The sequence below is a fragment of the Pseudomonas orientalis genome, assembly GCF_002934065.1.
Taxonomy (GTDB): Bacteria; Pseudomonadota; Gammaproteobacteria; order Pseudomonadales; family Pseudomonadaceae; genus Aquipseudomonas; species Aquipseudomonas orientalis_A.
Genome location: NZ_CP018049.1, coordinates 2,580,720 through 2,604,640, shown reverse-complemented (window position 1 = coordinate 2,604,640; position 23,921 = coordinate 2,580,720). Strand labels below are relative to the sequence as shown.

19 protein-coding genes are annotated in these 23,921 nt (G+C 62.3%); 13 read left to right on the top strand and 6 right to left on the bottom strand.

What is annotated here, in order from left to right; translation table 11 throughout:
• Positions 1 to 47: 47 nt before the first annotated feature.
• Entirely contained in the window at positions 48 to 266 is a 219-nt protein-coding gene (locus BOP93_RS28165; protein WP_420220246.1) for a chitin-binding domain-containing protein, read from the bottom strand.
• Positions 267 to 628: 362 nt separating this feature from the next.
• Here BOP93_RS28165 and BOP93_RS11655 point away from each other — a divergent pair, with 362 nt between their 5' ends.
• The 8 genes from BOP93_RS11655 to BOP93_RS11620 all read left to right on the top strand — a co-directional run bounded on the left by BOP93_RS11655 (position 629) and on the right by BOP93_RS11620 (position 11,719).
• Positions 629 to 1,912 carry an ABC transporter substrate-binding protein gene (locus BOP93_RS11655; RefSeq protein WP_420220245.1) on the top strand — a complete coding sequence of 428 codons (1,284 nt, stop codon included), beginning with the start codon at positions 629 to 631 and terminating at the stop codon, positions 1,910 to 1,912.
• A gap of 151 nt (positions 1,913 to 2,063) precedes the next feature.
• Entirely contained in the window at positions 2,064 to 2,954 is an 891-nt protein-coding gene (locus BOP93_RS11650; RefSeq protein WP_104502723.1) for a carbohydrate ABC transporter permease, read from the top strand.
• A 10-nt stretch (positions 2,955 to 2,964) separates the two neighbouring features.
• The gene (locus tag BOP93_RS11645; protein ID WP_104502722.1) at positions 2,965 to 3,795 is read left to right on the top strand and encodes a carbohydrate ABC transporter permease; all 831 of its coding nucleotides are present in this window, start codon (positions 2,965 to 2,967) and stop codon (positions 3,793 to 3,795) included.
• Between the two features lie 23 nt (positions 3,796 to 3,818).
• Positions 3,819 to 4,922 (top strand): ABC transporter ATP-binding protein, encoded by a 1,104-nt coding sequence (locus tag BOP93_RS11640; protein WP_104502721.1) that lies wholly within the window; start codon positions 3,819 to 3,821, stop codon positions 4,920 to 4,922.
• An 18-nt stretch (positions 4,923 to 4,940) separates the two neighbouring features.
• Positions 4,941 to 6,422 carry a mannitol dehydrogenase family protein gene (locus tag BOP93_RS11635; protein WP_104502720.1) on the top strand — a complete coding sequence of 494 codons (1,482 nt, stop codon included), beginning with the start codon at positions 4,941 to 4,943 and terminating at the stop codon, positions 6,420 to 6,422.
• 139 nt (positions 6,423 to 6,561) lie between these two features.
• Positions 6,562 to 8,043, top strand: a complete 1,482-nt coding sequence (xylB, locus tag BOP93_RS11630; protein ID WP_104502719.1) for a xylulokinase — start codon at positions 6,562 to 6,564, stop codon at positions 8,041 to 8,043.
• 12 nt (positions 8,044 to 8,055) lie between these two features.
• Positions 8,056 to 8,994 (top strand): carbohydrate kinase family protein, encoded by a 939-nt coding sequence (locus BOP93_RS11625; RefSeq protein ID WP_104502718.1) that lies wholly within the window; start codon positions 8,056 to 8,058, stop codon positions 8,992 to 8,994.
• A gap of 118 nt (positions 8,995 to 9,112) precedes the next feature.
• The gene (locus BOP93_RS11620) at positions 9,113 to 11,719 is read left to right on the top strand and encodes an autotransporter outer membrane beta-barrel domain-containing protein (protein WP_104502717.1); all 2,607 of its coding nucleotides are present in this window, start codon (positions 9,113 to 9,115) and stop codon (positions 11,717 to 11,719) included.
• A gap of 64 nt (positions 11,720 to 11,783) precedes the next feature.
• Here BOP93_RS11620 and BOP93_RS11615 read toward each other — a convergent pair whose 3' ends face one another.
• A complete protein-coding gene (locus tag BOP93_RS11615; protein ID WP_104502716.1) occupies positions 11,784 to 12,050 on the bottom strand; it encodes a DUF1652 domain-containing protein in 267 nt (88 codons plus the stop codon).
• A 371-nt stretch (positions 12,051 to 12,421) separates the two neighbouring features.
• On the opposite strand from BOP93_RS11615, the gene BOP93_RS11610 reads away from it, so the two are divergent.
• Together BOP93_RS11610 and map are read left to right on the top strand one after the other, a co-directional pair.
• Positions 12,422 to 12,625: a ParD-like family protein gene (locus BOP93_RS11610; RefSeq protein ID WP_065887356.1), complete on the top strand. Its 204-nt coding sequence runs from the start codon at positions 12,422 to 12,424 to the stop codon at positions 12,623 to 12,625.
• The gene (gene map, locus BOP93_RS11605) at positions 12,622 to 13,377 is read left to right on the top strand and encodes a type I methionyl aminopeptidase (RefSeq protein WP_104502715.1); all 756 of its coding nucleotides are present in this window, start codon (positions 12,622 to 12,624) and stop codon (positions 13,375 to 13,377) included. The genes BOP93_RS11610 and map overlap by 4 nt, the downstream gene beginning before the upstream one ends.
• Before the next feature lie 112 nt (positions 13,378 to 13,489).
• On the opposite strand, the gene sfnG is transcribed toward map, so the two are convergent.
• Positions 13,490 to 14,575, bottom strand: a complete 1,086-nt coding sequence (gene sfnG, locus BOP93_RS11600) for a dimethylsulfone monooxygenase SfnG (RefSeq protein ID WP_104502714.1) — start codon at positions 14,573 to 14,575, stop codon at positions 13,490 to 13,492.
• A 265-nt stretch (positions 14,576 to 14,840) separates the two neighbouring features.
• On the opposite strand from sfnG, the gene BOP93_RS11595 reads away from it, so the two are divergent.
• Positions 14,841 to 16,079: an acyl-CoA dehydrogenase family protein gene (locus tag BOP93_RS11595; RefSeq protein WP_104502713.1), complete on the top strand. Its 1,239-nt coding sequence runs from the start codon at positions 14,841 to 14,843 to the stop codon at positions 16,077 to 16,079.
• Between the two features lie 223 nt (positions 16,080 to 16,302).
• Here the strand turns inward: BOP93_RS11595 and BOP93_RS11590 are convergent, their stop codons facing one another.
• The 3 genes from BOP93_RS11590 to BOP93_RS11580 form a co-directional block, all read right to left on the bottom strand.
• Positions 16,303 to 17,088, bottom strand: coding sequence for a sulfite exporter TauE/SafE family protein (locus BOP93_RS11590; RefSeq protein WP_104502712.1), 786 nt, complete (start codon positions 17,086 to 17,088; stop codon positions 16,303 to 16,305).
• A gap of 143 nt (positions 17,089 to 17,231) precedes the next feature.
• Positions 17,232 to 18,533 carry an ATP-binding protein gene (locus tag BOP93_RS11585; RefSeq protein WP_104502711.1) on the bottom strand — a complete coding sequence of 434 codons (1,302 nt, stop codon included), beginning with the start codon at positions 18,531 to 18,533 and terminating at the stop codon, positions 17,232 to 17,234.
• Between the two features lie 3 nt (positions 18,534 to 18,536).
• Complete coding sequence (locus tag BOP93_RS11580) at positions 18,537 to 19,238, bottom strand: response regulator transcription factor (RefSeq protein WP_065893164.1); 702 nt, start codon at positions 19,236 to 19,238, stop codon at positions 18,537 to 18,539.
• A gap of 289 nt (positions 19,239 to 19,527) precedes the next feature.
• Here BOP93_RS11580 and BOP93_RS11575 point away from each other — a divergent pair, with 289 nt between their 5' ends.
• Positions 19,528 to 20,670 carry an efflux RND transporter periplasmic adaptor subunit gene (locus BOP93_RS11575; protein ID WP_104502710.1) on the top strand — a complete coding sequence of 381 codons (1,143 nt, stop codon included), beginning with the start codon at positions 19,528 to 19,530 and terminating at the stop codon, positions 20,668 to 20,670.
• 6 nt (positions 20,671 to 20,676) lie between these two features.
• Complete coding sequence (locus BOP93_RS11570; RefSeq protein ID WP_104502709.1) at positions 20,677 to 23,775, top strand: efflux RND transporter permease subunit; 3,099 nt, start codon at positions 20,677 to 20,679, stop codon at positions 23,773 to 23,775.
• Positions 23,776 to 23,921: the final 146 nt, after the last annotated feature.

Here is a 23,921-nt window from a genome sequence, read left to right as displayed (position 1 = left end):
TTTCAATGCCTTGGTGTGGCGTGAAAATGTCAGGACAGGCAGTCCCGTCAGGGTCTCACACAGGATTGCTTGGACTCATCGAACTCTAACCCGGTCGGGCAGTTATAGGCATATTGAATCCACCGTTGAATGCTGTTGTTATAGACACACCGATGGAATCCACCTACCACATTCGTGCTTTTAAAATAGCCTGCTTTGGTACATAACGGTTCTCGTGAATCCAACGCCGATCCGGTGCTACACGCACTGAGAAAACCTGCAATCATCAGGCCTAATAGCGCTTTATTGGTTTTGAGGTTTACACGTAAAAGGTTCATGAACATCTCCAGTTGGGTGTATGCCTGGCCATTAACCCCCCGTTGTTTTTCTGCGTCTACTGTCAGAATTAACAGGTGAACGCTTTATGACGCTGCGCAAGCGTTGTACCCATGCAGTGCAAAAAAGTATCAGTCCCAGTGCTCCCAAGGATTTGTCACCGGCGCATTTGAGGGCTGTAATCAACGCACACTCTTCCTGACTCCCTGTGGGAAGACACAACAACAATAACCGTCCTTCTGTAGCCCCCTTGGGCGCGGAAATGGAGTGCGCGATGAAGTTCACAGCAAAAGCTCTGCTTGTCTCTACCTGCATGATGACCTGCATGACCCTCAGCGCCGTCAGCCTTGGCGCGCAAACTTTGACCATAGCCACTGTCAACAACAGCGACATGATCCGCATGCAAAAGCTCTCGAAAACCTTTGAGGCCGAGCATCCCGAGATCAAGCTGAACTGGGTGGTGCTTGAAGAAAACGTGCTGCGCCAACGCCTGACCACCGACATCGCCACCCAGGGCGGCCAGTTCGACGTACTGACCATCGGCATGTACGAAGCGGCACTGTGGGGCGCCAAGGGTTGGCTCGAGCCGATGAAGGACCTGCCTGCTTCCTACGACCTCGACGATGTGTTCCCCTCGGTGCGTGACGGCTTGTCCGTCAAGGGCTCGCTGTACGCCCTGCCGTTCTACGCCGAAAGCTCGATCACCTATTACCGCACCGACCTGTTCAAGGACGCCGGGCTGAGCATGCCCGAGCACCCGACCTGGAGCCAGATCGGCGAATTCGCGGCCAAACTCACCGACAAATCCAAAGAGCAATACGGCCTGTGCCTGCGCGGGAAAGCCGGTTGGGGCGAGAACATGGCGCTGATCACCACCCTGGCCAACGGCTACGGCGCGCGCTGGTTCGATGAGAAGTGGCAACCTGAATTCAACGGCCCCGAGTGGAAGGACGCGCTGAATTTCTACGTCGACAACATGAAGAAATCCGGCCCGCCGGGTGCCTCCAGCAACGGCTTCAACGAGAACCTGGCGCTGTTCAACAGCGGCAAATGCGCGATCTGGGTGGACGCCAGCGTGGCCGGCTCGTTTGTCACCGACAAAACCCAGAGCAAGGTGGCCGAGCACGTCGGGTTTACCTTCGCCCCGCACGAGAAGACCGACAAGGGCACTTCGTGGCTGTACTCCTGGAGCCTGGCGATTCCGACCAGTTCCAAGGCCAAGGACGCCGCCAAGGTGTTCACCAGTTGGGCCACCTCCAAGGAATATGGCGCTTTGGTCGCCAAGACCGACGGCGTCGCCAACGTCCCGCCAGGCACGCGCAAGTCCACCTACAGCGACGAGTACATGAAGGCCGCGCCGTTCGCCAAGGTGACCCTGGAATCGCTGAAAGTGGCGGACCCGACCAAGCCCACCGAGAAGCCTGTGCCCTACATCGGTATCCAGTTGGTGACCATTCCCGAGTTCCAGGCGATTGGTACCCAGGTCGGCAAGTTCTTCTCCGGTGCGTTGACCGGTCAGCAGACCGTGGATGCCGCGTTGACCGCGGCGCAGACCACCACCGAGCGTGAAATGAAGCGGGCTGGTTACCCCAAATAACCCAGCCTCACCACCGTCAAATGTGGGAGGGGGCTTGCCCCCGATAGCAGTGGATCAGCCAACTGATTCATCACCTGATACACCGCTATCGGGGGCAAGCCCCCTCCCACACTGACCGCGCTCCGATTCGTATCCGACTGGTCTTGATCCTATGAATACACCCGTCAAAAACCGCCTGGCCAACCCCGGCTGGTTCCTCGTCAGCCCCTCGGTGGCCCTGTTGCTGCTGTGGATGATCGTGCCGCTGGGCATGACCCTGTACTTTTCGCTGATCCGCTACAACCTGCTCTACCCCGGCGAAAACCAGTTCGTGGGGTTGGAAAACTTCACCTACTTCGTCACCGACTCGGGCTTTCTGCCCGGCGCCACCAACACCCTGTTGCTGGTGGGCAGCGTGCTGTTGATCAGCGTGGTGTTCGGCGTCTTGATCAGTGCGCTGCTGGAGGCCAGTGAGTTCCTGGGCCGCGGCATCGTGCGGGTAATGCTGATTTCGCCATTTTTCATCATGCCCACCGTCGGTGCGTTGATCTGGAAGAACCTGATTTTCCACCCGGTGTCGGGGATTCTCGCCGCCGTGTGGAAGTTCTTCGGCGCCGAGCCCGTGGACTGGCTGGCGCACTACCCGTTGCTGTCGATCATCATCATTGTGTCGTGGCAGTGGCTGCCCTTTGCGATCCTGCTGCTGATGACCGCCATGCAGTCTCTGGACCAGGAACAAAAGGAAGCCGCGCGCCTGGACGGTGCCGGCGCCATCGCGATCTTCTGGCACCTGACCCTGCCCCATCTGGCCCGTCCGATTGCCGTGGTGGTGATGATCGAAACCATCTTCCTGCTGTCGGTGTTCGCCGAAATCTTCACCACCACCAACGGCGGCCCCGGCTACGCCTCGACCAACCTCGCCTACCTGATCTACAACCAGGCGCTGGTGCAGTTCGACGTGGGCATGGCCTCGGCCGGCGGCTTGATTGCCGTGGTCATCGCCAATATCGCGGCGATCATCCTGGTGCAGATGATCGGCAAAAACCTGACTGACAAGCCTTGAGGGCCGCGCCATGACGCTTCAACAATCCCGCCGCCTGCAAAGCCTGTTGCTCGGCACCCTGGCCTGGGCCATCGCGATCCTGATCTTCTTCCCGATCTTCTGGATGGTGCTGACCAGCTTCAAGACCGAAATCGACGCGTTCGCCACGCCGCCGCAGTTCATCTTCACGCCGACGCTGGAGAACTACCTGCACATCAATGAGCGCAGCAACTACTTCAGTTATGCGTGGAACTCGGTGGTGATCTCCTTCAGCGCCACCGCCTTGTGCCTGCTGATCTCTGTGCCGGCCGCCTACTCCATGGCGTTCTACGAAACCCAGCGCACCAAGGGCACGCTGCTGTGGATGCTGTCGACCAAGATGCTGCCGCCGGTGGGCGTGCTGATGCCGATCTACCTGCTGGCCAAGAGCTTTGGCCTGCTCGACACGCGCATTGCGCTGATCATCATCTACACCCTGATCAACCTGCCGATCGTGGTGTGGATGGTGTACACCTACTTCAAGGACATCCCCAAGGACATCCTCGAAGCCGCCCGCCTGGACGGCGCCACGCTGTGGCAGGAAATGGTCCGCGTGCTGCTGCCGATCGCCAAGGGCGGCCTGGCGTCGACCGTGCTGCTGTCGCTGATCCTGTGCTGGAACGAAGCGTTCTGGTCGCTGAACCTGACGTCCTCCAGCGCCGCGCCGCTGACTGCGCTGATCGCCTCCTACTCCAGTCCCGAAGGCTTGTTCTGGGCCAAGTTGTCCGCCGTGTCGACCCTGGCCTGCGCGCCGATTCTGATCTTCGGCTGGATCAGCCAGAAGCAGTTGGTACGCGGTTTGTCCTTTGGCGCCGTCAAATAATAATTCCAAGCGGAGGGCCCATCATGGCCAACCTGAAAATCAAGAATCTGCAAAAAGGCTTCGAAGGCTTTTCCATCATCAAGGGCATCGACCTGGAAGTGAACGACAAGGAATTCGTGGTGTTCGTCGGCCCGTCGGGCTGCGGCAAATCCACCCTGCTGCGGCTGATCGCCGGCCTGGAAGAAGTGACTGAGGGCACCATTGAACTGGATGGCCGCGACATCACCGAAGTGACCCCGGCCAAGCGCGACCTGGCGATGGTGTTCCAGACCTACGCGCTGTACCCGCACATGAGCGTGCGCAAGAACATGTCGTTTGCCCTGGACCTGGCCGGTGTCGACAAGAAAATCGTCGAGAGCAAGGTCAATGAAGCGGCGCGCATTCTGGAGCTGGGCCCGCTGCTGGAGCGCAAGCCCAAGCAGCTCTCCGGCGGCCAGCGCCAGCGCGTGGCGATTGGTCGGGCGATTGTGCGTAACCCGAAAATTTTCCTGTTCGACGAACCGCTGTCCAACCTCGACGCTGCCCTGCGCGTGCAGATGCGCCTGGAACTGGCGCGCCTGCATAAAGAGCTGCAGGCGACCATGATCTACGTGACCCACGACCAGGTCGAAGCCATGACCCTGGCCGACAAAGTCGTGGTACTCAACAGCGGTCGCATCGAACAGGTCGGCTCGCCGCTGGAGCTGTACCACCAGCCGGCCAATTTGTTCGTGGCGGGTTTTCTCGGCACGCCGAAGATGGGTTTCCTCAAGGGCAAGGTCACGCGTGTCGAAGGCCAGGGCTGTGACGTGCAGCTCGACGCCGGCACCCTGATCAGTCTGCCGCTCAGCGGCGCCAGCTTGAGCGTGGGCAGCGCGGTGACCCTGGGCATTCGCCCCGAGCACCTGGAAATCGCCGCGCCGGGCCAGACCACCCTGACCGTCACCGCCGACGTCGGCGAGCGCCTGGGCAGCGACACCTTCTGCCATGTCATCACCGCCAACGGCGAGCCGCTGACCATGCGCATCCGTGGCGACATGGCCAGCCAATACGGCGAAACGCTGCACCTGCACCTGGACCCGGCGCACTGCCATCTCTTCGACACCGACGGCGTGGCCGTCACCCGCCCCCTGCGCGCCGCCGCCTGATTTCGCGAGTATTACGTCATGAAGCTGAATAAACACACCCTCACCCAGTTGGCCGCCGACGTGAAACTGCCCACCTATGCCATCGCCAGCACATCGCAAGGCATCGCGCATATCGGCGTCGGCGGTTTCCATCGGGCGCACCAGGCGTTTTACACCGACGCGCTGATGAACAGCGGCGAAGGCCTGGACTGGAGCATCTGCGGCGTGGGCCTGCGCGCCGAAGACCGCAAGGCCCGCGACGACCTGGCCGGCCAGGATTATCTGTTCACCCTGTATGAACTGGGCGACACCAACGACACCGAAGTGCGCGTGATCGGCTCGATCAGCGACATGCTGCTGGCCGAAGACGGCGCCCAGGCGCTGATCGATAAACTGGCCGAGCCGGCCATCCGTATCGTGTCGCTGACCATCACCGAAGGCGGCTACTGCATCGACGACAGCAACGGCGAGTTCATGGCCCACCTGCCGCAGATCCAGCATGACCTGGCGCATCCGAACGCACCGACAACCGTGTTCGGTTTTCTCTGCGCCGCCCTGACCCAGCGCCGCGCCGCCGGCACCCCGGCGTTCACGGTGATGTCCTGCGATAACCTGCCCCACAACGGCGCCGTCACGCGCAAGGCGCTGCTGGCGTTCGCCGCGCTGCACAATGCCGAGCTGCATGACTGGATCCAGGCCAATGTGAGCTTCCCGAATGCCATGGTCGACCGCATCACGCCGATGACCAGCACTGCCCACCGCCTGCAATTGCATGACGAGCACGGCATTGACGATGCCTGGCCGGTGGTGTGCGAGCCTTTTGTGCAATGGGTGCTGGAAGACAAATTCGTCAACGGGCGCCCGGCCTGGGAAAAGGTCGGCGTGCAGTTCACCGCTGACGTGACGCCTTACGAGGAAATGAAGATCGGCCTGCTCAACGGCAGCCACCTGGCCCTGACGTACCTGGGGTTTCTCAAGGGCTACCGGTTCGTGCACGAAACCATGAACGACCCGCTGTTTGTCGCCTACATGCGCGCCTACATGGACCTGGACGTCACACCGGACCTGGCGCCGGTGCCGGGCATCGACCTGACCGATTACAAGCAGACCCTGGTGGACCGCTTCTCCAACCAGGCGATTGCCGACCAACTGGAGCGGGTGTGTTCGGATGGTTCGTCGAAGTTTCCCAAGTTCACCGTGCCCACCCTCAACCGCTTGATTGCCGATGGGCGTGAGACCGAGCGCGCGGCGCTGGTGGTCGCAGCCTGGGCGTTGTACTTGAAGGGCGTGGATGAGAACGGCGTGAGCTACAAAATCCCGGATCCGCGTGCCGAGTTCTGCCAGGCGATGGTGAGTGACGACGCGCTGATCAGCCAGCGTTTGCTGGGGGTGGAAGAGATTTTTGGTACGGCTATTCCCAACTCACCCGAGTTTGTGGCAGCGTTCGAGCGGTGTTATGCAGGTTTGCGCGATCACGGCGTCACTGAAACCCTGAAGCGGTTACTGAAGAAACCGGCTTAAAACTGTGGGAGGGGGCTTGCCCCCGATGAGGGTGTGTCAGTTAATAAATCGTTCACTGACCCACTGCTATCGGGGGCAAGCCCCCTCCCACATTGACCGCATTGACAACTCCAACAATAAAACTGCTGAGCACTCAATCATGACCCAGCAAAACCTGTTCCTCGGCATCGACTGCGGCACTCAGGGCACCAAGGCCATCGTCCTCGACGCGTCCAGCGGCAAGGTTCTGGGCCTGGGCGCCGCCGCGCACACCCTGCTCAGCGGCGCCAACGGCCGGCGTGAGCAACACACCCAGGAATGGCTGGACGCCTTCACCCAAGCTTTCCACCGCGCCTTGCAACAGGCCGGGGTGGACGGCCAGGACATCCTCGGCATCGGCGTGTCCGGCCAGCAACATGGCCTGGTTCTGCTCGACGCCCAGGGCCAGGTGCTGCGCCCGGCCAAGCTATGGTGCGACACCGAGACCGCCGCCGAAAACGAGCGCCTGTTGCAGCACCTGGGCGGCGAAAGCGGCTCGCTGGAGCGCCTGGGCGTGGTCATTGCGCCGGGCTACACCGTGTCGAAACTGCTGTGGACCCGCGAACAGCATCCGGACCTGTTTGCGCGCATCGCCCATATCCTGTTGCCCCATGACTACCTCAACTACTGGCTCACCGGGCGCGCCGTCGCCGAATACGGCGATGCTTCAGGCACCGGCTATTTCGACGTGCGCCGCCGTGAATGGGACGTGGCGCTGCTGCAGCACATCGACCCCAGCGGGCGCCTGCAAGCGGCGCTGCCCGAGCTGATCGCCGCCGACCAGGCGGTGGGCACAATCCTGCCAGGCATCGCCGAGCGCCTGGGCATCAACCCCCAGGCCATCGTCGCCAGCGGCGGCGGTGACAACATGATGGGCGCCATCGGCACCGGCAATATCGCACCGGGCGTGATCACCATGAGCCTGGGCTCATCGGGCACCGTCTACGCGTTTGCCGACCAGCCCAACGTCAGCCCCCAGGCGTCGGTCGCCACCTTCTGCTCCTCCAGCGGCGGCTGGTTGCCGTTGATCTGCACCATGAACCTGACCAACGCCACCGGCGTGGTGCGCGAGCTGTTCGAGCTGGACTTGAACACCTTCAACGCCCTGGTCGAACAGGCCCCCATCGGCGCGGACGGGGTGAGCATGCTGCCGTTCCTCAACGGCGAACGGGTGCCCGCCCTGCCCCAGGCCACCGGCAGCCTGCACGGCCTGACCATGACCAACCTGACCCGCGCCAACCTGTGCCGCGCGGTGGTCGAAGGCACCACCTTCGGTTTGCGTTACGGCCTGGACCTGCTGCGCCAGACCGGCTTGCAGAGCCTGGGCATCCGCTTGATCGGCGGCGGTTCGAAAAGCCCGCTGTGGCGGCAGATGGTTGCCGATATCATGAACACCGAAGTGGTGTGTACCGAACAAAGCGAGGCCGCAGCCCTGGGCGCGGCGATCCAGGCGGCGTGGTGCCAGTCCGGCGAATCCCTGGCCAGCCTGTGCGACAAATGCGTGAGCCTTGACCCGGCCAGCCGCACCCTGCCGGTGCCGGCCAATGTCAGGGCCTATCAACAGGCCTACGAGCGCTATCAACAGCTTGTGGCAACCCTTTAAGAGCGAGCGACTATGTATCTGGTGTGCGGTGAAGCGCTGTTTGATTTTTTTTGCGAGGAGGATGTCGATGGGCAGGCCGCCAAGCTCAATTACAAGGCCATTGCCGGCGGTTCGCCGTTCAACGTCGCGGTGGGTCTGCGCCGCCTGGGTATCGAGTCCGGGTTCTTTGCCGGGATCTCCAATGATTACCTGGGCCGGCGCTTGCTGCAGGTGCTCAAGGACGAAGGCGTGAGCGAAGACTTCGTGGTGCCATTCGAGGCCCCGACCACCCTGGCCATGGTGGCCGTGGGCGCCAATGGTTCACCGCAATACAGCTTTCGCGGCGAAGGCTGCGCCGATCGGCAGTTGCAGTTGAGCCATCTGCCGCCCCTGGGCGATGAGATTCGCGGGCTGCATGTGGGCTCGTTTTCGCTGGTGGTACAGCCGATTGGCGACACGCTGCTGAACCTGGTCAAGCGCGAAAGCGGCAAGCGCCTGATCAGCCTCGACCCCAACGTACGGCTGAACCCGCAGCCAGACATCCAATTGTGGCGCGACCGCGTGACGGAGCTGGTCAAGCATGCGGACCTGATCAAGGTCAGCGATGAAGACCTGCACCTGCTGTACCCCGAGCAGTCCCCGGAAAGCGTGCTGCAAGGCTGGCTGCAGCACCGCTGCCAGTTGGTATTCCTCACCCGTGGCGGCGATGGCGCCAGTGTGTTCAGTCGCCGGCATGGCAACTGGTCGCAACCGGCCGTCGACATCGTGATGGCGGACACGGTCGGCGCCGGCGACACCTTCCAGGCGGCGTTGATTGCGTGGTTGACCGAGCAGCAATTGGATTCGGTTGAGGGGCTCCAACAGCTCAGCCGCGAACAGATCGACGCCATGCTCGGCTTTGCGATTCGCGCCGCGGCGCTGACCTGCACGCGCACCGGGCCGGACCTGCCCTACCGCAGCCAGTTGGGCTGACCGCCCCACAGGCCATGCCCTGCGTGGCCTGTTACCTTTTATCCGAAAATCTTGCCATCCACGAGGCCTGTGCTACACCGAAGAACAGCAGTAATAAAAACAAAACGTAGGACGCGTCATGACCAAGGCATCTGGTTTCCCAACCCGAGCCGTTATAGCTGTCGGCATACTTTCACTGCAGTACTTCACTCCCCAGCCCGCGCACGCCGCGTGCGCTTTCAGCCCCGGACCCGGTGACGACGCATACGTTTGCGACAGCGGCGCCAGTAACGGCGGGCTCTCCGATCTTCAAGGCAACAACCGTCTGACGCTGCCTGCCGGTGGTACGGGAATCATCAACGGCCCTGTCACGTTCGGCGCGGGCGCCGATCGCATCCTGATCGATGCCGGCAGTATCCTGGGTGCTGTGCAACAAGGCGCCGGCATCGATGACTTCGTCATGAACGGCGGGCGGATTGCTTCCCTGGCCCAGGGTGATGGCCTTGATACCTTCCTGATGATCGACGGCGTCATCGAACGGGAATTCGTCGACGGTGACGTGGCGCGGCAAACCGGCGGCACGATTGGCCGGGTCGACATGAAACTGGACGATAACGTCTACGAGATGACCGGCGGCGAGATCCTCGGCAACCTGGTCACCGGGTTCGAAAAGGACAGGGTCGACATCTCGGGAACAGCCAGCGTAGGCGGCAATATCAGCACCAGTGGCGGCGATGACATCATCCGGGTGAGCGGCGGCGTGATCAAAGGTGAAATCCGCGCCAGTTTCGGCAACGACACATTCACCTGGAGCAATGGCGGTGAGGTCCAGTCTTCAGTCTTGATGGGCGATGGTGACGATAACGCCCTGCTCAGCGGTCTCACTGAAAGCCGGTTGGCCGCCACGCCGTCGATTGACGGCGGCCTGGGCAATGATCAATTGACGTTCGATAACAGCACTTCCAGTACGCCCACCCGCTATGTCGGCTGGGAAACGGTCAATCTCAACAACGCCTCGCGCTTTGATCTGGCCAGGGACTTTTTCCTCGGTGACAGTGCGAGCAACACCGGTACGTTCAACATCGATGGCAGCAGTACCCTGGCAGTGAGCCAGGGCGCAATCCGCCCCTACACGGCGGGCCAGCTGGCGACGCTGAACAATGCCGGCACTATCGACATGACCACCGACAACAGCGCGAACAGTTCATTGACGGTGCATGGCAACTATGTGGGCAATAACGGCCAGCTGTGGCTGCAAAGCGTCCTCGGTGATGACAACTCCGCGACCGACAAGCTGGTGGTGTCCGACGGAATTATCGGCGGTCACACGCAACTGGGCGTCACCAATCTGGGCGGTGCAGGCGGGCTGACTCAGAACAGTGGCATCGAGGTGGTCCAGGCCCTCAACGGTACGACCAGCAGCGCAGATGCCTTTGCGTTGAAGGGCTCGGTGTCTGCCGGCGCCTATGAATATCGGCTGTTCAAAGGCGGCGTGACCGCCGGCACGGAAAACAACTGGTACCTGCGCTCGTCGGTGGTGGCCGTGCAGCCACCCGTCGTGCCTCCGGTACCGCCCACCCCGCCGGTGGTGGTGCCTGTTGCACCGGTTACACCGACACCTCCCGTCGTCGACCCCGATGAACCAGCGGTGGAGCCGCCGACCGCGCAACCGGTCGCGCCGATCGAGCCTGCGGCGCCACCGCCGAGCCAGGTCGCGGCAGCCGCTTCACCGCAATCTGCCGCCGGCAGCCCGGCGCTGCCAACGGCCGTGGTCGGTGCAGAGCCCATCCCGCTGTATCGCCTGGAGGTGCCGGTGTACTCGGTGGTGGTCCCGGCCGCGCAAGTCATGACCCGGATGGCCCTGGGCACCTTTCATGAGCGCCAGGGCGAGCAAAGCCTGCTCACTGAAACGGGCGCGGTTGCGGCCGGCTGGGCGCGGGCTTATGGCGGTGACTTGAACAAGAGTTGGTCGGGCACCGTATCGCCGAGCTTTGACGGCAACATCAAGGGCTATCAGGTGGGGCATGACCTCTACGCTGCGCAAACCAGCGGCGGGCAATTGCAGCGCTTCGGCCTGTTCATCGGGCAGAGTCGCTTGCGCGGCGACGCGAAGGGCTTTGCCGAAGGCTTTCAGGACCGGCGCTCTGGACGGGTCAAACTCGATGGAGATAACGTCGGCGCCTACGGGACCCTCACCGACCCCAAAGGCTGGTACATCGACCTGGTCGCCATGGGCACACGCCTGGACGGTGAAAACAAATCCGAGCGTGGCGTGCGGATGAACACCAAGGGCCATGCCCTGGCGCTGTCCGCCGAAGCGGGTTATCCGATCAGCGTCTCCAAACATTGGGTGGTGGAACCGCAAGTCCAGGTGATACGCCAGACCATCGACGTGGACAACCAGAACGATGGTATCTCCAAGGTATCGTTCGATTCCCAGGAGTACTGGACCAGCCGCCTTGGCGCCCGCGTCAAGGGCCGCTACCTGATGGGCAATACGCCCGTCGAGCCGTACGTGCGCGCCAACGTCTGGCATGCGTTCGGCGGTCGCGACACGGTGACTTACGATGATGTGGACCGCATCAAGAGCGATCACAAGTCGTCCACCGCTGATGTCGGTCTGGGAGTTGTCGCCCAATTGTGCTCAGCGGTGAGCGTCTACCTGACAGCGGACTATACCGCCAATCTTGATGGCAACGCCCAGCGGGGTATGGGCGGCACCGCAGGGGTGCGGATGCGCTGGTGACGAACGTGTAATCCGGGGGCCTGGTCATTCCAGGCCCACAGGTTAACGCTGGACCAGCACAACACTAAAAACCCCGCCCTCCTGCTCGCCGCAGGACCGGCGCATGGCTCTGCTTGAGGTCCTCACGAAGCTCGGTGATCAGGTTGCAAATGGCGCGACTGCTATCGAGTCTGTCAGCGTTGATGCCTTTGACCTCCAACTCCACGCGATCACGGTCGCGATCGTCGTACACCTTGATCGTCAGTGACGCATCTTCGGCTTTGGTGCATTCACACCGCTTGGGCAGGAAACTTCCTTCAATAATGCTGCGAAGCTCTAGTTCCGAAAGCATGGCTAACCTCTCCTTGTTTGAGACTGCCAACAGTTTTTATAGGGGTCCGGCAGGCACTTGCCTGCCACGTCTTGCCGGCCTTGGAAGACGCCTTCAACTAATGAGCCTACTCGGCAAAATCCATTGCGGTTGTAACCTTTCTTCATAAGCTCAGCGCTTGCTTATACGCCGTACATACGCCAGCTCACATCATCGTCGAACCGCGCCGATTAAACGTTTAACCGAGGGTCTCGCGTCGGACGCGACTGGCGTGGCCGTTTTTTCGGCAACATATGGCAAACAATCAACCCGCCCACCAGCCGTCGAGCGGGACTTTCGAAAAACATACGAAACATATACGCTTCGTATATAAATCCCCCACAGTGAAGCTTATGGGCATCGTCAAGATCACCGACCAACTGCACGAACAACTGCGCCTGGCCAGCGCTGCGATGGACCGTTCCATCAACGCCCAGGCCGAGTTCTGGATCAAGATCGGCCTGCTTGCCGAGCTCAACCCTCAGTTGCCCTACAACGACCTGATCAACAAATTGTTGCTGGACAAACCCGACCTGATCAGGGGGCGCAGCCAATGATCAAGACGCCGCAACAGCTTGCGCTGATGCGCGAGTCCGGGCGCCTGCTGGCCCAGGTGTTCAGCATGCTCGATGGCTTTGTCGCCGCCGGCCGCTCCACCCTGGAACTGGACAACGCCGTCGAAACCTTCATCCGCCAGGTGTTGCAGGCCCGCCCGGCCAGCCTCGGGCAATATGACTACCCCTTCAGCATCAATACATCGATCAATGAAGTGGTGTGTCACGGCATGCCGAGCGCGAAGCAAATCCTTAAGGATGGCGACATCATCAACATCGACATTACCCTGGAAAAAGGCGGCTTTATCGCCGACTCCAGCAAGATGTACATGATCGGCACGGTGACGCCCAAGGCGCGACGCCTGGTAGAAATGACCTTCGAAGCGATGTGGGCCGGCATCCGCCAGGTCAAGCCCGGCGCGCGCCTGGGTGACATCGGCCATGCGATCCAATGCCATGCGCAGGCCAACGGCTACAGCGTGGTGCGTGAATACTGCGGCCATGGCATCGGCCGGGACATGCACGAAGAACCGCAAATCCTGCACTTTGGCAACCCCGGCACCGGGCTGGAACTGCGCGAAGGCATGGTGTTCACCATCGAGCCGATGCTCAACCAGGGCAGCGCCAAAGTACGCAGCCTCAAGGATGGCTGGACGGTGGTGACCAGGGACAACAGCCTGTCGGCGCAGTGGGAACATACGGTCGCGGTGACGGCGGATGGCTTTGAGGTGTTGACCCTGCAACCAACCGCCTGACCCGATCGTTCCTACGCTCCGCGTGGGAATGCCGCCCTGGACGCTCTTGAAGTCGTGACGCAGAGCGTCACAGGATGCATTCCCACGCAGAGCGTGGGAACGATCAACCGGCTCAGGCCACCTGCTTGACGGAGGCCTCGGCTTCCAGCTCACGCACCAGCGGCAACACGCGCTTGCCGAAGTACTCCACTTCTTCCTGGAAATGCAGGAAACCAGCCAGCACCAGGTCCACGCCCACGGCCTTGAGCGCGACGATGCGCTCGGCGATCTGCTGTGGTGTGCCGATCAGGTTGGTCTTGAAGCCGTCGTTGTACTGCACCAGATCTTCAAAGCTGGACTTGGCCCAATTGCCCTCGCCTTCCGGTGACGCTTTGCCCGCTTGCCTGGCGGCATCACCAAAGGCGTTGACCGCTTCCGGGTCGGCTTTGTCGATAATGTCCGCCAGCACGGCCCGCGCTTCTTCTTCAGTGTCGCGAGCGATCACGAAGGCGTTGACGCCGATCTTTACCGAATGATTATTGGCGGCGGCCTTGGCACGGATATCGTCGACCTGGGCCTTGATGCCTTCGGGGGTGTTGCCGTTGGTGAAGTACCAGTCCGACACTCGCGCCGCCATGTCGCGCGCGGCCCTTGAACTGCCGCCCTGGAACACTTCGGGCTGGCCCAGTGGCTTGGGCCTGAGGGTGTAATTGTTGAAACGGTAAAAGTCACCCTTGAAGGTGAAATCGTCCTGTGTCCACACACCTTTCAAGGCGCGAATGAATTCTTCGGAGCGACGATAGCGCTCATCGTGCTCCAGCCACGGTTCGCCGATGGCCTGGAACTCGCCCTTGAACCAGCCACTGACGATATTCACCGCGATGCGACCGTTGGTGAGCTGGTCGATGGTCGCCAACTGCTTGGCCGCCAGCGCCGGTTGCCAGGGACCCGGCAGGATCGCCGCAATCACCTTGAGGGTGGTGGTCGCCGCGAGCAGCGCGTGGCTGAACGCCACTGACTCGTGTTGGTTCTCGGCGCCGTAGCCGGCGGTGAAGCGAATCTGGGTCAGGCCATATTCGAAGCCGGCGGCTTCGGCCAATTGCGCCAGTTTACGGTTGTAGTCGATGCCCCAGTGGGTGCGCTGTTCGATCTTGCTGACCACCAGCCCACCGCTGACGTTGGGCACCCAATAGGCAAATTTCACGGCATCTTGACTCATCGGGGGGTACCTCGCACAAAGGAATGTAGGAGGGCTTGAGCAGCAAGCGTGCCAGCCATGGATAGATGCCCTGGCCTTGGGGGTTGTGGCGCAAAACCTGGGGTGACGCGAGGCTGCGCGACTGTCTTGGATGGATGCGTTTTGTGCAAACACTGTTGCTGGAGCAACAACGACTGGCGGTCCCTCGCCGTAAACACGGGCCGCTGCGCCCGGCACGGACTGTGCAAACCCCCAGGGACTTGATCACAGCCCAGGAGCCGCACCCATGACCGAGCAACACGTCATCAACCCGCTGTCCACCGGCGTCGACTACCCCGCCCTGGCCGAACGTTTCCGTCCCATCTTCCAGCGCATCGCCGACGGCGCGGTGGAACGCGAACACAGCCGCACCCTGCCCCATGAGCCGATCCGCTGGTTGAAGGAAGCCGGTTTTGGCGCGGTGCGGGTGCCGGTGGAATATGGCGGCGGCGGCGCGTCGCTGCCGCAGCTGTTCGAACTGCTGATCGAACTCGCCGCCGCCGATTCCAACGTGCCCCAGACCCTGCGCGGGCACTTTGCGTTTGCCGAGGACCGCCTGAACGCGCCGCCGAGTGCGGGTCGCGACCTGTGGTTCAAGCGCTTTGTCGACGGCGACATCGTCGGCTGCGCCTGGACTGAAATCGGCAACGTGGCCATCGGTGATGTGATCACCCAGGTCAGCCCCGACGGTGACAACTGGAAACTCAACGGTGAAAAGTTCTACAGCACCGGCAGCATTTTCTCCGACTGGATCGATGTATACGCCCAACGCAGCGACACCGGCGGCGACGTCATCGCCGCCACCCGCACGCGCCAGCCCGGGGTGGTGCAAAGCGATGACTGGGACGGCTTTGGCCAACGCACCACCGGCAGCGGCACCACGCGCTTTACCGATGCCGTGGTCGAGGGGCAAAACGTGATCGACTTTGCCACCCGTTTCAAATACCAGACCGCGTTTTATCAACTGGTGCTGCTCGCCACCCTGGCCGGCATCGGCCGTGCGGCGCTCAATGACGTCGCCCAGCAGGTACGCACGCGCACACGCATCTACAGCCACGGCAATGCCCCGCATGTCAGCCAGGACGCGCAGGTGCAACAAGTGGTAGGCGAAGTCGCCGCGCTCGTGTATGCAGCCCGTGCCAGCGCATTGCAGGCCGCACTGCCGGCGCAACGGGCCTATCTGGCACGCTTCGGTGGCGATGAGGTGGCCGAACGCGAAGCCAACGTGGCCGCCGAGATCGAGTCGGCAACGGCCCAGGTGGTGGTGTCGGAATTGATCCAGCGGGCCACAAGCCAACTGTTCAACGCCCTGGGCGCCTCGGATGTGCGTCAAGGCAAGGCCCTGGACCGTCACTGGCGCAATGCGCGAACAGTCTCATCGCACAACCCGCTGATCTACAAAGCACGGATCGTCGGCGACTGGGTAATCAATGGCACCGAGCCACCGTTTGTCTGGCAGATCGGCAACGGCCCGGCCAAGGCCTAAGGCCCGTAGGAGCGAGCTTGCTCGCGAAAAACTCACAGGCACCGCGTTCATTAGCAGCCGTAACCGCAGAAACGGATATGTACTCGGTCCGACCCAACACCCTGGTCGGCCCAGAGGCCGCCATCGGGGGCAAGCCCCCTCCCACATTTGGACCGAGGTGTGTCAGATGGATACCCGTCGGATGAGAGGCCGACAAAGCCCCACATCGGGACCGCCGTCCATCCTAGAACGCCAGTTTGTAACCCACCGCCATCAACATCACCGCCAGGCACGGACGCAGCACTGCATCCGGAATCCTGCCGGTCATGTGACTGCCCAGATAAATCCCCGGCAGCGAACCCATCAGCAGAAACCCCAACAGATGCCAATCCATATTGCCCATGCTCGCATGACCCAACCCCGCCACCAGCGTCAGCGGCACCGCATGGGCGATCTCGGTGCCCACCAGACGGCGCGTGGCGAGAAACGGATACAGAATAAACAGCGCCACGGTCCCCAGCGCGCCGGCGCCGATGGACGTCAGCGCCACCATCGTGCCGAGCACCGCGCCCGTCACCACCGTCAGCGCATTCAGATTGCGCGGGCGCATGTGGTAGTCGTCACCGGCATGGCGCTGGGCGAACGCGAGCAAGCGTTGCTTGAACAGGATCGCCAGTGCCGTCAACAGCAGCACCACGCCCAGCGCCTGCTTGATCACCGCATTCATCGCGCTGGGGTCGGTGTGCAGGCTGGCGAGAAACCACAGGGTCAGCAACACCGCCGGCACGCTGCCCAGGGTGAGCCAGCCGGTAATGGTCCAGTCGATGTTCCTGTTCCTGCTGTGCACCAGCACCCCACCGGACTTGGTGATGGCGGCATACAATAGGTCAGTGCCCACGGCAGTGGCCGGATTGATGCCGAACCACAACAGGATCGGCGTCATCAACGAGCCCCCACCGACGCCCGTCATGCCCACGATAAAACCTACAATCAGGCCGGCAACCACGAAACCCACATTACCCACATCCATTACAACTACCTGCGGCCTTATAAATTTCTGGCGGCAGGATAGCGATTTTTCTTATAACGACTTATACCAATATGATCTGACTTTATGCCTTTTAAGCCAGATAAGGACGACCCAAGCGATGGCCGCGCGTCAAACTGCCTTGATCAATCGACGGTGGGCAACCACACGCGAAACCGCGCCCCACCCAGCGGTGAAGCCTCGGCGGTCAAGGTGCCGCCCTGGGCTTCCAGGGCGCGTCGGCTGATGGCCAGGCCCAGGCCGAAACCACCGGTGGCGCGGTCGCGGCTACGGTCCAGGCGATAGAACGGCTCGAAGATGCGTTCGCGCTGGTCCGGCGGGATGCCGATACCGTCATCATCCACGCGAATTTCACAGCCCTTGGGGCACACCTTGACGCCGACCTGGATGCGCTTGTCGCAATACCGCGTGGCGTTACGCAACAGGTTCTGCAGGGCGCGGGCGGTCAGGCGCGGGTCGAGGCTGAAGCGTTCCACGGCGCAGTCGAGCGCCACATCGATGACGATGTCGGGGTTTTCCAGTTCATCGTCGACACTGCCCAATACGCTGTCGATAAATTCATCCAGCACCACCTCCACGCGCTCGGGCAACTGCGCCGGGTTTTGCAGGCGGCTGTAGGACAGCAATTCCAGCACCAGCTCATCCAGCTCGCGAATATGCGCCACCAGGCCCTGCAAGCGTTCCCGGCTGGCCGCAGGCAAATCTTCCGATAGCGCCAGGGCCAGGCCGAAATCCAGGCGAGTCAGCGGTGTGCGCAGCTCGTGGGACACCGCGTTAAGCAGGTCGCGCTGCTGGTTCAACAGATGCTCAATGTCATTGGCCATGGCGTCGAACACCGCCGCCAGGCTGCCGATGCTGGAACTGGGCGGAATCTGCGTGCGTTCGCCCAGGTTGCCCTTGCCCAACTGCGCGGCGGTGCTTTTCAGACGCTCCAGGTCGCGCCAATGGGGCCGCAACCACACCAGCAGACAGGCCAGCAGCGCGGCGCCGACCAGCACGTTCATCGACCAGTACAGCAGGTTCATGTCAAGCGGGTCCGGCGGGATGATCAGTTTGACCGCGAACTGCTCGTTGATCGGCGAGCTGACTTCCTCCATCCAGCCCCACTCACCCAGGCGGATCACCGGTTTGCCCTGCTCGAGCAAGCGCTCCTCGGCCGGCGTGTAGCGCGCGTCCTGGCGCAGCAGCAATTGCACCTTCAACGGCGCGAAGTCGCGGCTCAGTTGCTCGGTGACCTGCGACCAGCGTTCCACCGGCGCGCGCAGGTATTGCTTGACGATAAGCGTTTGCAGGCCACGGGACTGTTCGACGTTGTAGTCCATGTAGCGGTGTTCGAACAGCTGGATCACCAGCTTGGGGATCAGGAAAATCGCCGCACTGTAGGTGACGATGGTGATCAGGTAGAGGCGCAACAGGACACGAAACATGGCTCAGCATTCCCACTCGGAACGGCTGAACAGGTAGCCCTTGCCCCACACCGTCTTGATCTTGCGCGCTTCACCGGCGTGGTCGTCGAACTTGCGGCGCAGCTTGGAGATGGCCACGTCCACCGAGCGGTCGGTGCCGTTGAACTCGATACCGCGCAGACGCTGCAGGATCTGGTCGCGGCTGAGCACTTCCCCGGCATGCCGCGCCAGCACCACCAGCAGGTTGTACTCGCCGCTGGACAACTCCACCGCCTGCTCGCGCCAGGTGACGCTGCGCTCGGACAGGTCGATGCACAGATTGCCCATGATGATGCGGTCGCTGGCCACCTGCGGTTCCGACAAACTGCTGCGGCGCAGCAAGGTGCGCACACGGGCGAGCAGCACGCGGGGTTCACAGGGTTTGGTCACATAATCGTCGGCGCCCATTTCCAGGCCCAGCACCTGATCGTGGCTGTCGTCACGGGCCGTGAGCATCAGGATCGGCAGGCCCGCGGAGTCCGCGCGCAGCAGACGGCAGACCTGCAGGCCGTCGAGGCCGGGCAGCATCAGGTCGAGGATCACCAGGTCCGGCGGGTTCAGCCGCGCCCGTTCACGGACCAGGTCACCACGGCTGAGCACGCTGACGTGGTAGCCATTGCGCTCCAGATAGCTGGCAATCAGCTCGGAGAGTGCGGCGTCGTCTTCCACCAGGAGGATGTTGGGCATGAAGGTGTTTCCAGAAAATACAGTGAGGTGTCGTACACACATCCAATGTGGGAGGGGGCTTGCCCCCGATAGCGGTGTGTCAGCTGGTCAAAAGTCGACTGGCACCCTGTCATCGAGGGCAAGCCCCCTCCCACATTTGATCTTCATTGTAAGCAAGGTTGTGCAAGGATATACGCCCTCAGCGCCCCGCGCCCCGACCCTTACATTTCTTCACACACGACCTACACAGCTTCACAGCACCACGGCGCAGGTGACTTTAGGATGCGCCAGTCAATATTGGGATAAGAGCATGTCGAAGAATCTGTTTGCGCCGTTTTGCCTGTTGGCCCTCACATTGGCGCTGAGCGCGTGTGACAAGTCCACAGCCGAGGCGCCGGAAATGCCCCTGGCCAAAGTGCGAATCGAGACGCTGCAAGCCAAGCCGCTGTCCATCACCAGCGAATTGAGCGGGCGCATTGCCGCGCCGCGCATTGCCGAAGTGCGCGCCCGGGTTGCCGGGGTGGTGATGCAACGCGTGTTCAATGAAGGCCATGACGTGAAACAGGGCGAGGTGCTGTTTCGCATCGACCCGGCGCCGTTCAAGGCCGACCTCGACAGCGCCCAGGCCAACCTGAGCAAAGCCGAGGCCAACGCCTTCCAGGCGCGCCTGCAGGAGCAGCGCTACAGCCAGTTGGTCGAAGGCAATGCCATCAGCGGCCAGGAATACGACAACGCCCGCGCCGCCCTGCGCCAGACCAACGCCGAAGTCGCCGCCAACAAGGCCGCCGTGGAGCGCGCCAAATTGAACCTGGGCTACGCCACCGTGACCGCGCCGATTTCCGGGCGCATCGGCCGTGCCCTGGTGACCGAAGGCGCGCTGGTCGGCCAGAACGAAGCCACGCCGCTGGCGGTCATCCAGCAGTTGGACCCGATCCACGCCGACCTGACCCAGTCGACCCGCGAGCTCAATGACCTGCGCCGGGCCTTTCGTGCCGGCAGCTTGAAGCAGGTCGGCCAGGACCAGGCCAAGGCCACCCTGATCCAGGACGACGGCAGCCTGTACCCGTTGCCGGGCAAGCTGCTGTTCGCCGAAATCAGCGTCGACCCGGGCACCGGGCAGATCATCCTGCGCAGCGAGTTCCCCAACCCGGACCTCGACCTGCTGCCCGGCAGCTTTGTGCGGGTGCGTCTGGAACAGGCGGTCGACAAGCAAGGCCTGAGCGTGCCGCAACGCGCCATCACCCGCGACAGCGCCGGCATCCCCATGGTGCTGTTGCTGGACGGCGAGCAAACCGTGCGCCAGCAGCCGGTGGAGTTGGGCGCGGTGATCGAGGATCGCTGGATCGTCAGCAGCGGCCTCAAGCCCGGTGACCGCATTGTCGTCGAAGGCCTGCAACATGCACGCCCCGGTGAAAAAGTTGAAGTGGACGACAGCCCGCTCGTGAAGGAATAACCCGCCATGCCGCAGTTCTTTATCGACCGCCCGATTTTTGCCTGGGTGGTGGCCTTGTTCATTTTGCTGGCCGGCTTCCTGGCGATCCCGCAATTGCCGGTGGCCCAATACCCCAACGTCGCGCCGCCCAAGGTGGAAATCTACGCGGTGTACCCTGGCGCTTCGGCCCAGACCCTGGATGAAAGCGTGGTCAGCCTGATCGAGCAGGAGCTCAACGGCGCCGATCACCTGCTGTATTTCGAGTCCCAGAGCAGCCTGGGTTCGGCGACCATTACCGCCACGTTCCAACCGGGCACCAACCCGGAAATGGCCCAGGTGGATGTGCAGAACCGTCTCAAGGCGGTGGAGCCGCGCCTGCCCCAGGCGGTGACGCAACAAGGCTTGCAGGTGGAGAAGGTGTCCGCCGGCTTCCTGCTGCTGGTGACACTGACGTCCAACGACGGCAAGCTCGATGACGTGGCGCTCAGCGATTACCTGGCGCGCAACGTGATGAACGAACTAAAGCGCCTGGACGGGGTGGGCAAGGCCCAGCTGTATGGCGCCGAGCGCGCCATGCGCATCTGGATCGACCCGCAGAAGCTGATCGGCTTCAACCTCACGCCGGCGGACGTCAACGCGGCGATCAGCGCGCAGAACGCCCAGGTCTCGGCGGGCAGCATCGGTGATCTGCCGGGCACCAACACCCAGGAAATCACCGCGGCGATTCTGGTCAAGGGCCAATTGTCGACGCCGGCAGAGTTCGCCGACATCGTGCTCAAGGCCAACCCTGACGGCTCCACCGTGCGCATCGGCGATGTGGCGCGGGTGGAAGTCGGCAGCCAGGAATACCAATTCTCCACGCGCCTGAACGGCAAGCCGTCCACCGCCGTCAGCGTGCAGCTGTCGCCCGGCGCCAACGCGCTGAACACCGCGACCCTGGTGCGGGCGAAGATGGACGAGCTGTCGCGCTATTTCCCGGCCAATGTTGAATACAAGATCCCCTATGACACCTCGCCGTTCGTCAAAGTCTCGATTACCAAGGTGGTCTACACCTTGCTCGAGGCGATGGCGCTGGTGTTCGCGGTGATGTTCCTGTTCCTGCAGAACGTGCGCTACACCCTGATCCCTACGCTGGTGGTGCCGATTGCACTGATGGGCACCTTTGCCACCATGCTGTTGCTGGGGTTTTCGATCAACGTGCTGACCATGTTCGGCATGGTGCTGGCGATCGGTATCCTGGTGGACGATGCGATTGTGGTGGTGGAGAACGTCGAGCGGATCATGGCGACTGAGGGCCTGTCGCCCAAGGACGCTACGAAAAAGGCGATGGGCCAGATCACCGGCGCCATCGTCGGTATCACCCTGGTACTGGTGGCGGTCTTCCTGCCGATGGCGTTCATGCCAGGCTCGGTGGGGGTGATCTACCAGCAGTTCTCACTGTCGATGGCCACCTCGATCCTGTTCTCGGCGTTTCTGGCCCTGACCTTGACCCCGGCGCTGTGCGCCACCTTGCTCAAGCCGATTGCCCAGGGCGAGCACCATGCCAAGGGCGGCTTCTTCGGCTGGTTCAATCGTCGCTTCGAACAGCTCACCGACCGCTACGAAGGCTGGGTGGCCTATGCCCTCAAGCGCAGCGGCCGCTACCTGCTGATCTATCTGGTGCTGCTGGTGGGCCTGGGGCTGTTGTTCAGTCGTCTGCCCTCCTCGTTCCTGCCGGTGGAAGACCAGGGCTACACCATCACCGATATTCAACTGCCGCCGGGCGCGAGCAAGAACCGCACGGTGCAGGTGGCCGAGCGGATCGAGGCGCACAACGCCACGGAACCGGGGGTGGGCGATACCACCATGATCATGGGCTTCAGCTTCTCCGGCTCCGGGCAGAACGCGGCGCTGGCGTTTACCACGCTCAAGGACTGGTCCGAGCGCGGCAGCGATGATTCGGCCTCCTCGATTGCCGACCGCGCCAACATGGCCTTCAGCGAGCTCAAGGATGCGATTGCCTATGCGGTGCTGCCCCCTCCGGTAGACGGCCTCGGCACCTCCAGCGGTTTCGAGTTCCGCTTGCAGGACCGTGGCGGCGTCGGCCACGCGGGGTTGATGGCCGCGCGAACCGAGTTGCTGGAAGCGGCCGCGAAAAGCCCGATCCTGGCCAACGTGCGCGAAAGCGCTCTGGCCGAAGCCCCGCAGGTACAGCTGGAAGTGGACCGCAAGCAGGCCAATGCGCTGGGCGTGGCGTTTGCCGATGTCGGCAATGTATTGTCGTCGGCCATCGGTTCGGCCTACATCAACGACTTCCCCAACCAGGGTCGCATGCAGCGCGTGGTGGTGCAGGCCGAAGGCGACCAGCGCAGCCAGGTGGCGGACTTGATGAAGATCAACGTGCGCAACAACGCCGGGAAAATGGTACCGCTGTCGGCGTTTGTCGAAGCCAGATGGACCCAGGGCCCTACGCAACTGACGCGCTACAACGGCTATCCCGCCATCGCCATCAGCGGCGAAGCGGCGCCAGGGCACAGCACCGGCGAAGCGATGGACGAAATCCAGCGTCTGGTCAGTCAACTGCCTGCAGGTTTAGGCCAGGAATGGACCGGATTATCCTTGCAGGAGCGCCTGTCCGGCTCCCAGGCTCCGATTCTGCTGGGCCTGTCGCTGCTGATCGTGTTCCTGTGCCTGGCGGCCTTGTACGAGAGCTGGTCGATCCCGACCTCGGTATTGCTGGTGGTGCCGCTGGGCGTGCTCGGGGCGGTGCTGGCGGTGAGCTTGCGCGGCATGCCCAACGATGTGTTCTTCAAGGTCGGCTTGATCACCATCATCGGTCTGTCGGCGAAGAACGCGATCCTGATCATCGAGTTCGCCAAAGACCTGTATGAACAGGGTGAGGACTTGATCGACGCCACCTTGAAGGCCGCGCGCCTGCGCCTGCGCCCGATCATCATGACGTCGCTGGCGTTCATCCTCGGCGTGGTGCCGCTGGCGATTGCCACCGGTGCCAGCTCGGCGAGCCAGCAGGCCATCGGTACCGGGGTGATTGGCGGGATGATCACGGCAACGCTGGCGGTGGTGTTTGTGCCGGTGTTTTTTGTGGTGGTGATGAAGTTGGTGCGCAAGCGCGACAAAGACGCTTAGTCCAGCCAAGCGCGGTAAAAACATGTGGGAGGGGGCCAGTCAGTCAAGGCTATTTGTAGGAGCTAGGCGGGCGCCTAGCTCTTGCTCGCGAAAAACTCACACGCGCCGCGTTCATTCAGGAAGCACGCGTTATCGTTGACGTTTTT

Bases quoted from the DNA above. Each gene is read 5' to 3' on its own strand.
- BOP93_RS28165 (WP_420220246.1), bottom strand. From the start codon at position 266: ATGATTGCAGGTTTTCTCAGTGCGTGTAGCACCGGATCGGCGTTGGAT.
- BOP93_RS11655 (WP_420220245.1), top strand. From the start codon at position 629: ATGATGACCTGCATGACCCTCAGCGCCGTCAGCCTTGGCGCGCAAACT.
- BOP93_RS11650 (WP_104502723.1), top strand. From the start codon at position 2,064: ATGAATACACCCGTCAAAAACCGCCTGGCCAACCCCGGCTGGTTCCTC.
- BOP93_RS11645 (WP_104502722.1), top strand. From the start codon at position 2,965: ATGACGCTTCAACAATCCCGCCGCCTGCAAAGCCTGTTGCTCGGCACC.
- BOP93_RS11640 (WP_104502721.1), top strand. From the start codon at position 3,819: ATGGCCAACCTGAAAATCAAGAATCTGCAAAAAGGCTTCGAAGGCTTT.
- BOP93_RS11635 (WP_104502720.1), top strand. From the start codon at position 4,941: ATGAAGCTGAATAAACACACCCTCACCCAGTTGGCCGCCGACGTGAAA.
- xylB (WP_104502719.1), top strand. From the start codon at position 6,562: ATGACCCAGCAAAACCTGTTCCTCGGCATCGACTGCGGCACTCAGGGC.
- BOP93_RS11625 (WP_104502718.1), top strand. From the start codon at position 8,056: ATGTATCTGGTGTGCGGTGAAGCGCTGTTTGATTTTTTTTGCGAGGAG.
- BOP93_RS11620 (WP_104502717.1), top strand. From the start codon at position 9,113: ATGACCAAGGCATCTGGTTTCCCAACCCGAGCCGTTATAGCTGTCGGC.
- BOP93_RS11615 (WP_104502716.1), bottom strand. From the start codon at position 12,050: ATGCTTTCGGAACTAGAGCTTCGCAGCATTATTGAAGGAAGTTTCCTG.
- BOP93_RS11610 (WP_065887356.1), top strand. From the start codon at position 12,422: ATGGGCATCGTCAAGATCACCGACCAACTGCACGAACAACTGCGCCTG.
- map (WP_104502715.1), top strand. From the start codon at position 12,622: ATGATCAAGACGCCGCAACAGCTTGCGCTGATGCGCGAGTCCGGGCGC.
- sfnG (WP_104502714.1), bottom strand. From the start codon at position 14,575: ATGAGTCAAGATGCCGTGAAATTTGCCTATTGGGTGCCCAACGTCAGC.
- BOP93_RS11595 (WP_104502713.1), top strand. From the start codon at position 14,841: ATGACCGAGCAACACGTCATCAACCCGCTGTCCACCGGCGTCGACTAC.
- BOP93_RS11590 (WP_104502712.1), bottom strand. From the start codon at position 17,088: ATGGATGTGGGTAATGTGGGTTTCGTGGTTGCCGGCCTGATTGTAGGT.
- BOP93_RS11585 (WP_104502711.1), bottom strand. From the start codon at position 18,533: ATGTTTCGTGTCCTGTTGCGCCTCTACCTGATCACCATCGTCACCTAC.
- BOP93_RS11580 (WP_065893164.1), bottom strand. From the start codon at position 19,238: ATGCCCAACATCCTCCTGGTGGAAGACGACGCCGCACTCTCCGAGCTG.
- BOP93_RS11575 (WP_104502710.1), top strand. From the start codon at position 19,528: ATGTCGAAGAATCTGTTTGCGCCGTTTTGCCTGTTGGCCCTCACATTG.
- BOP93_RS11570 (WP_104502709.1), top strand. From the start codon at position 20,677: ATGCCGCAGTTCTTTATCGACCGCCCGATTTTTGCCTGGGTGGTGGCC.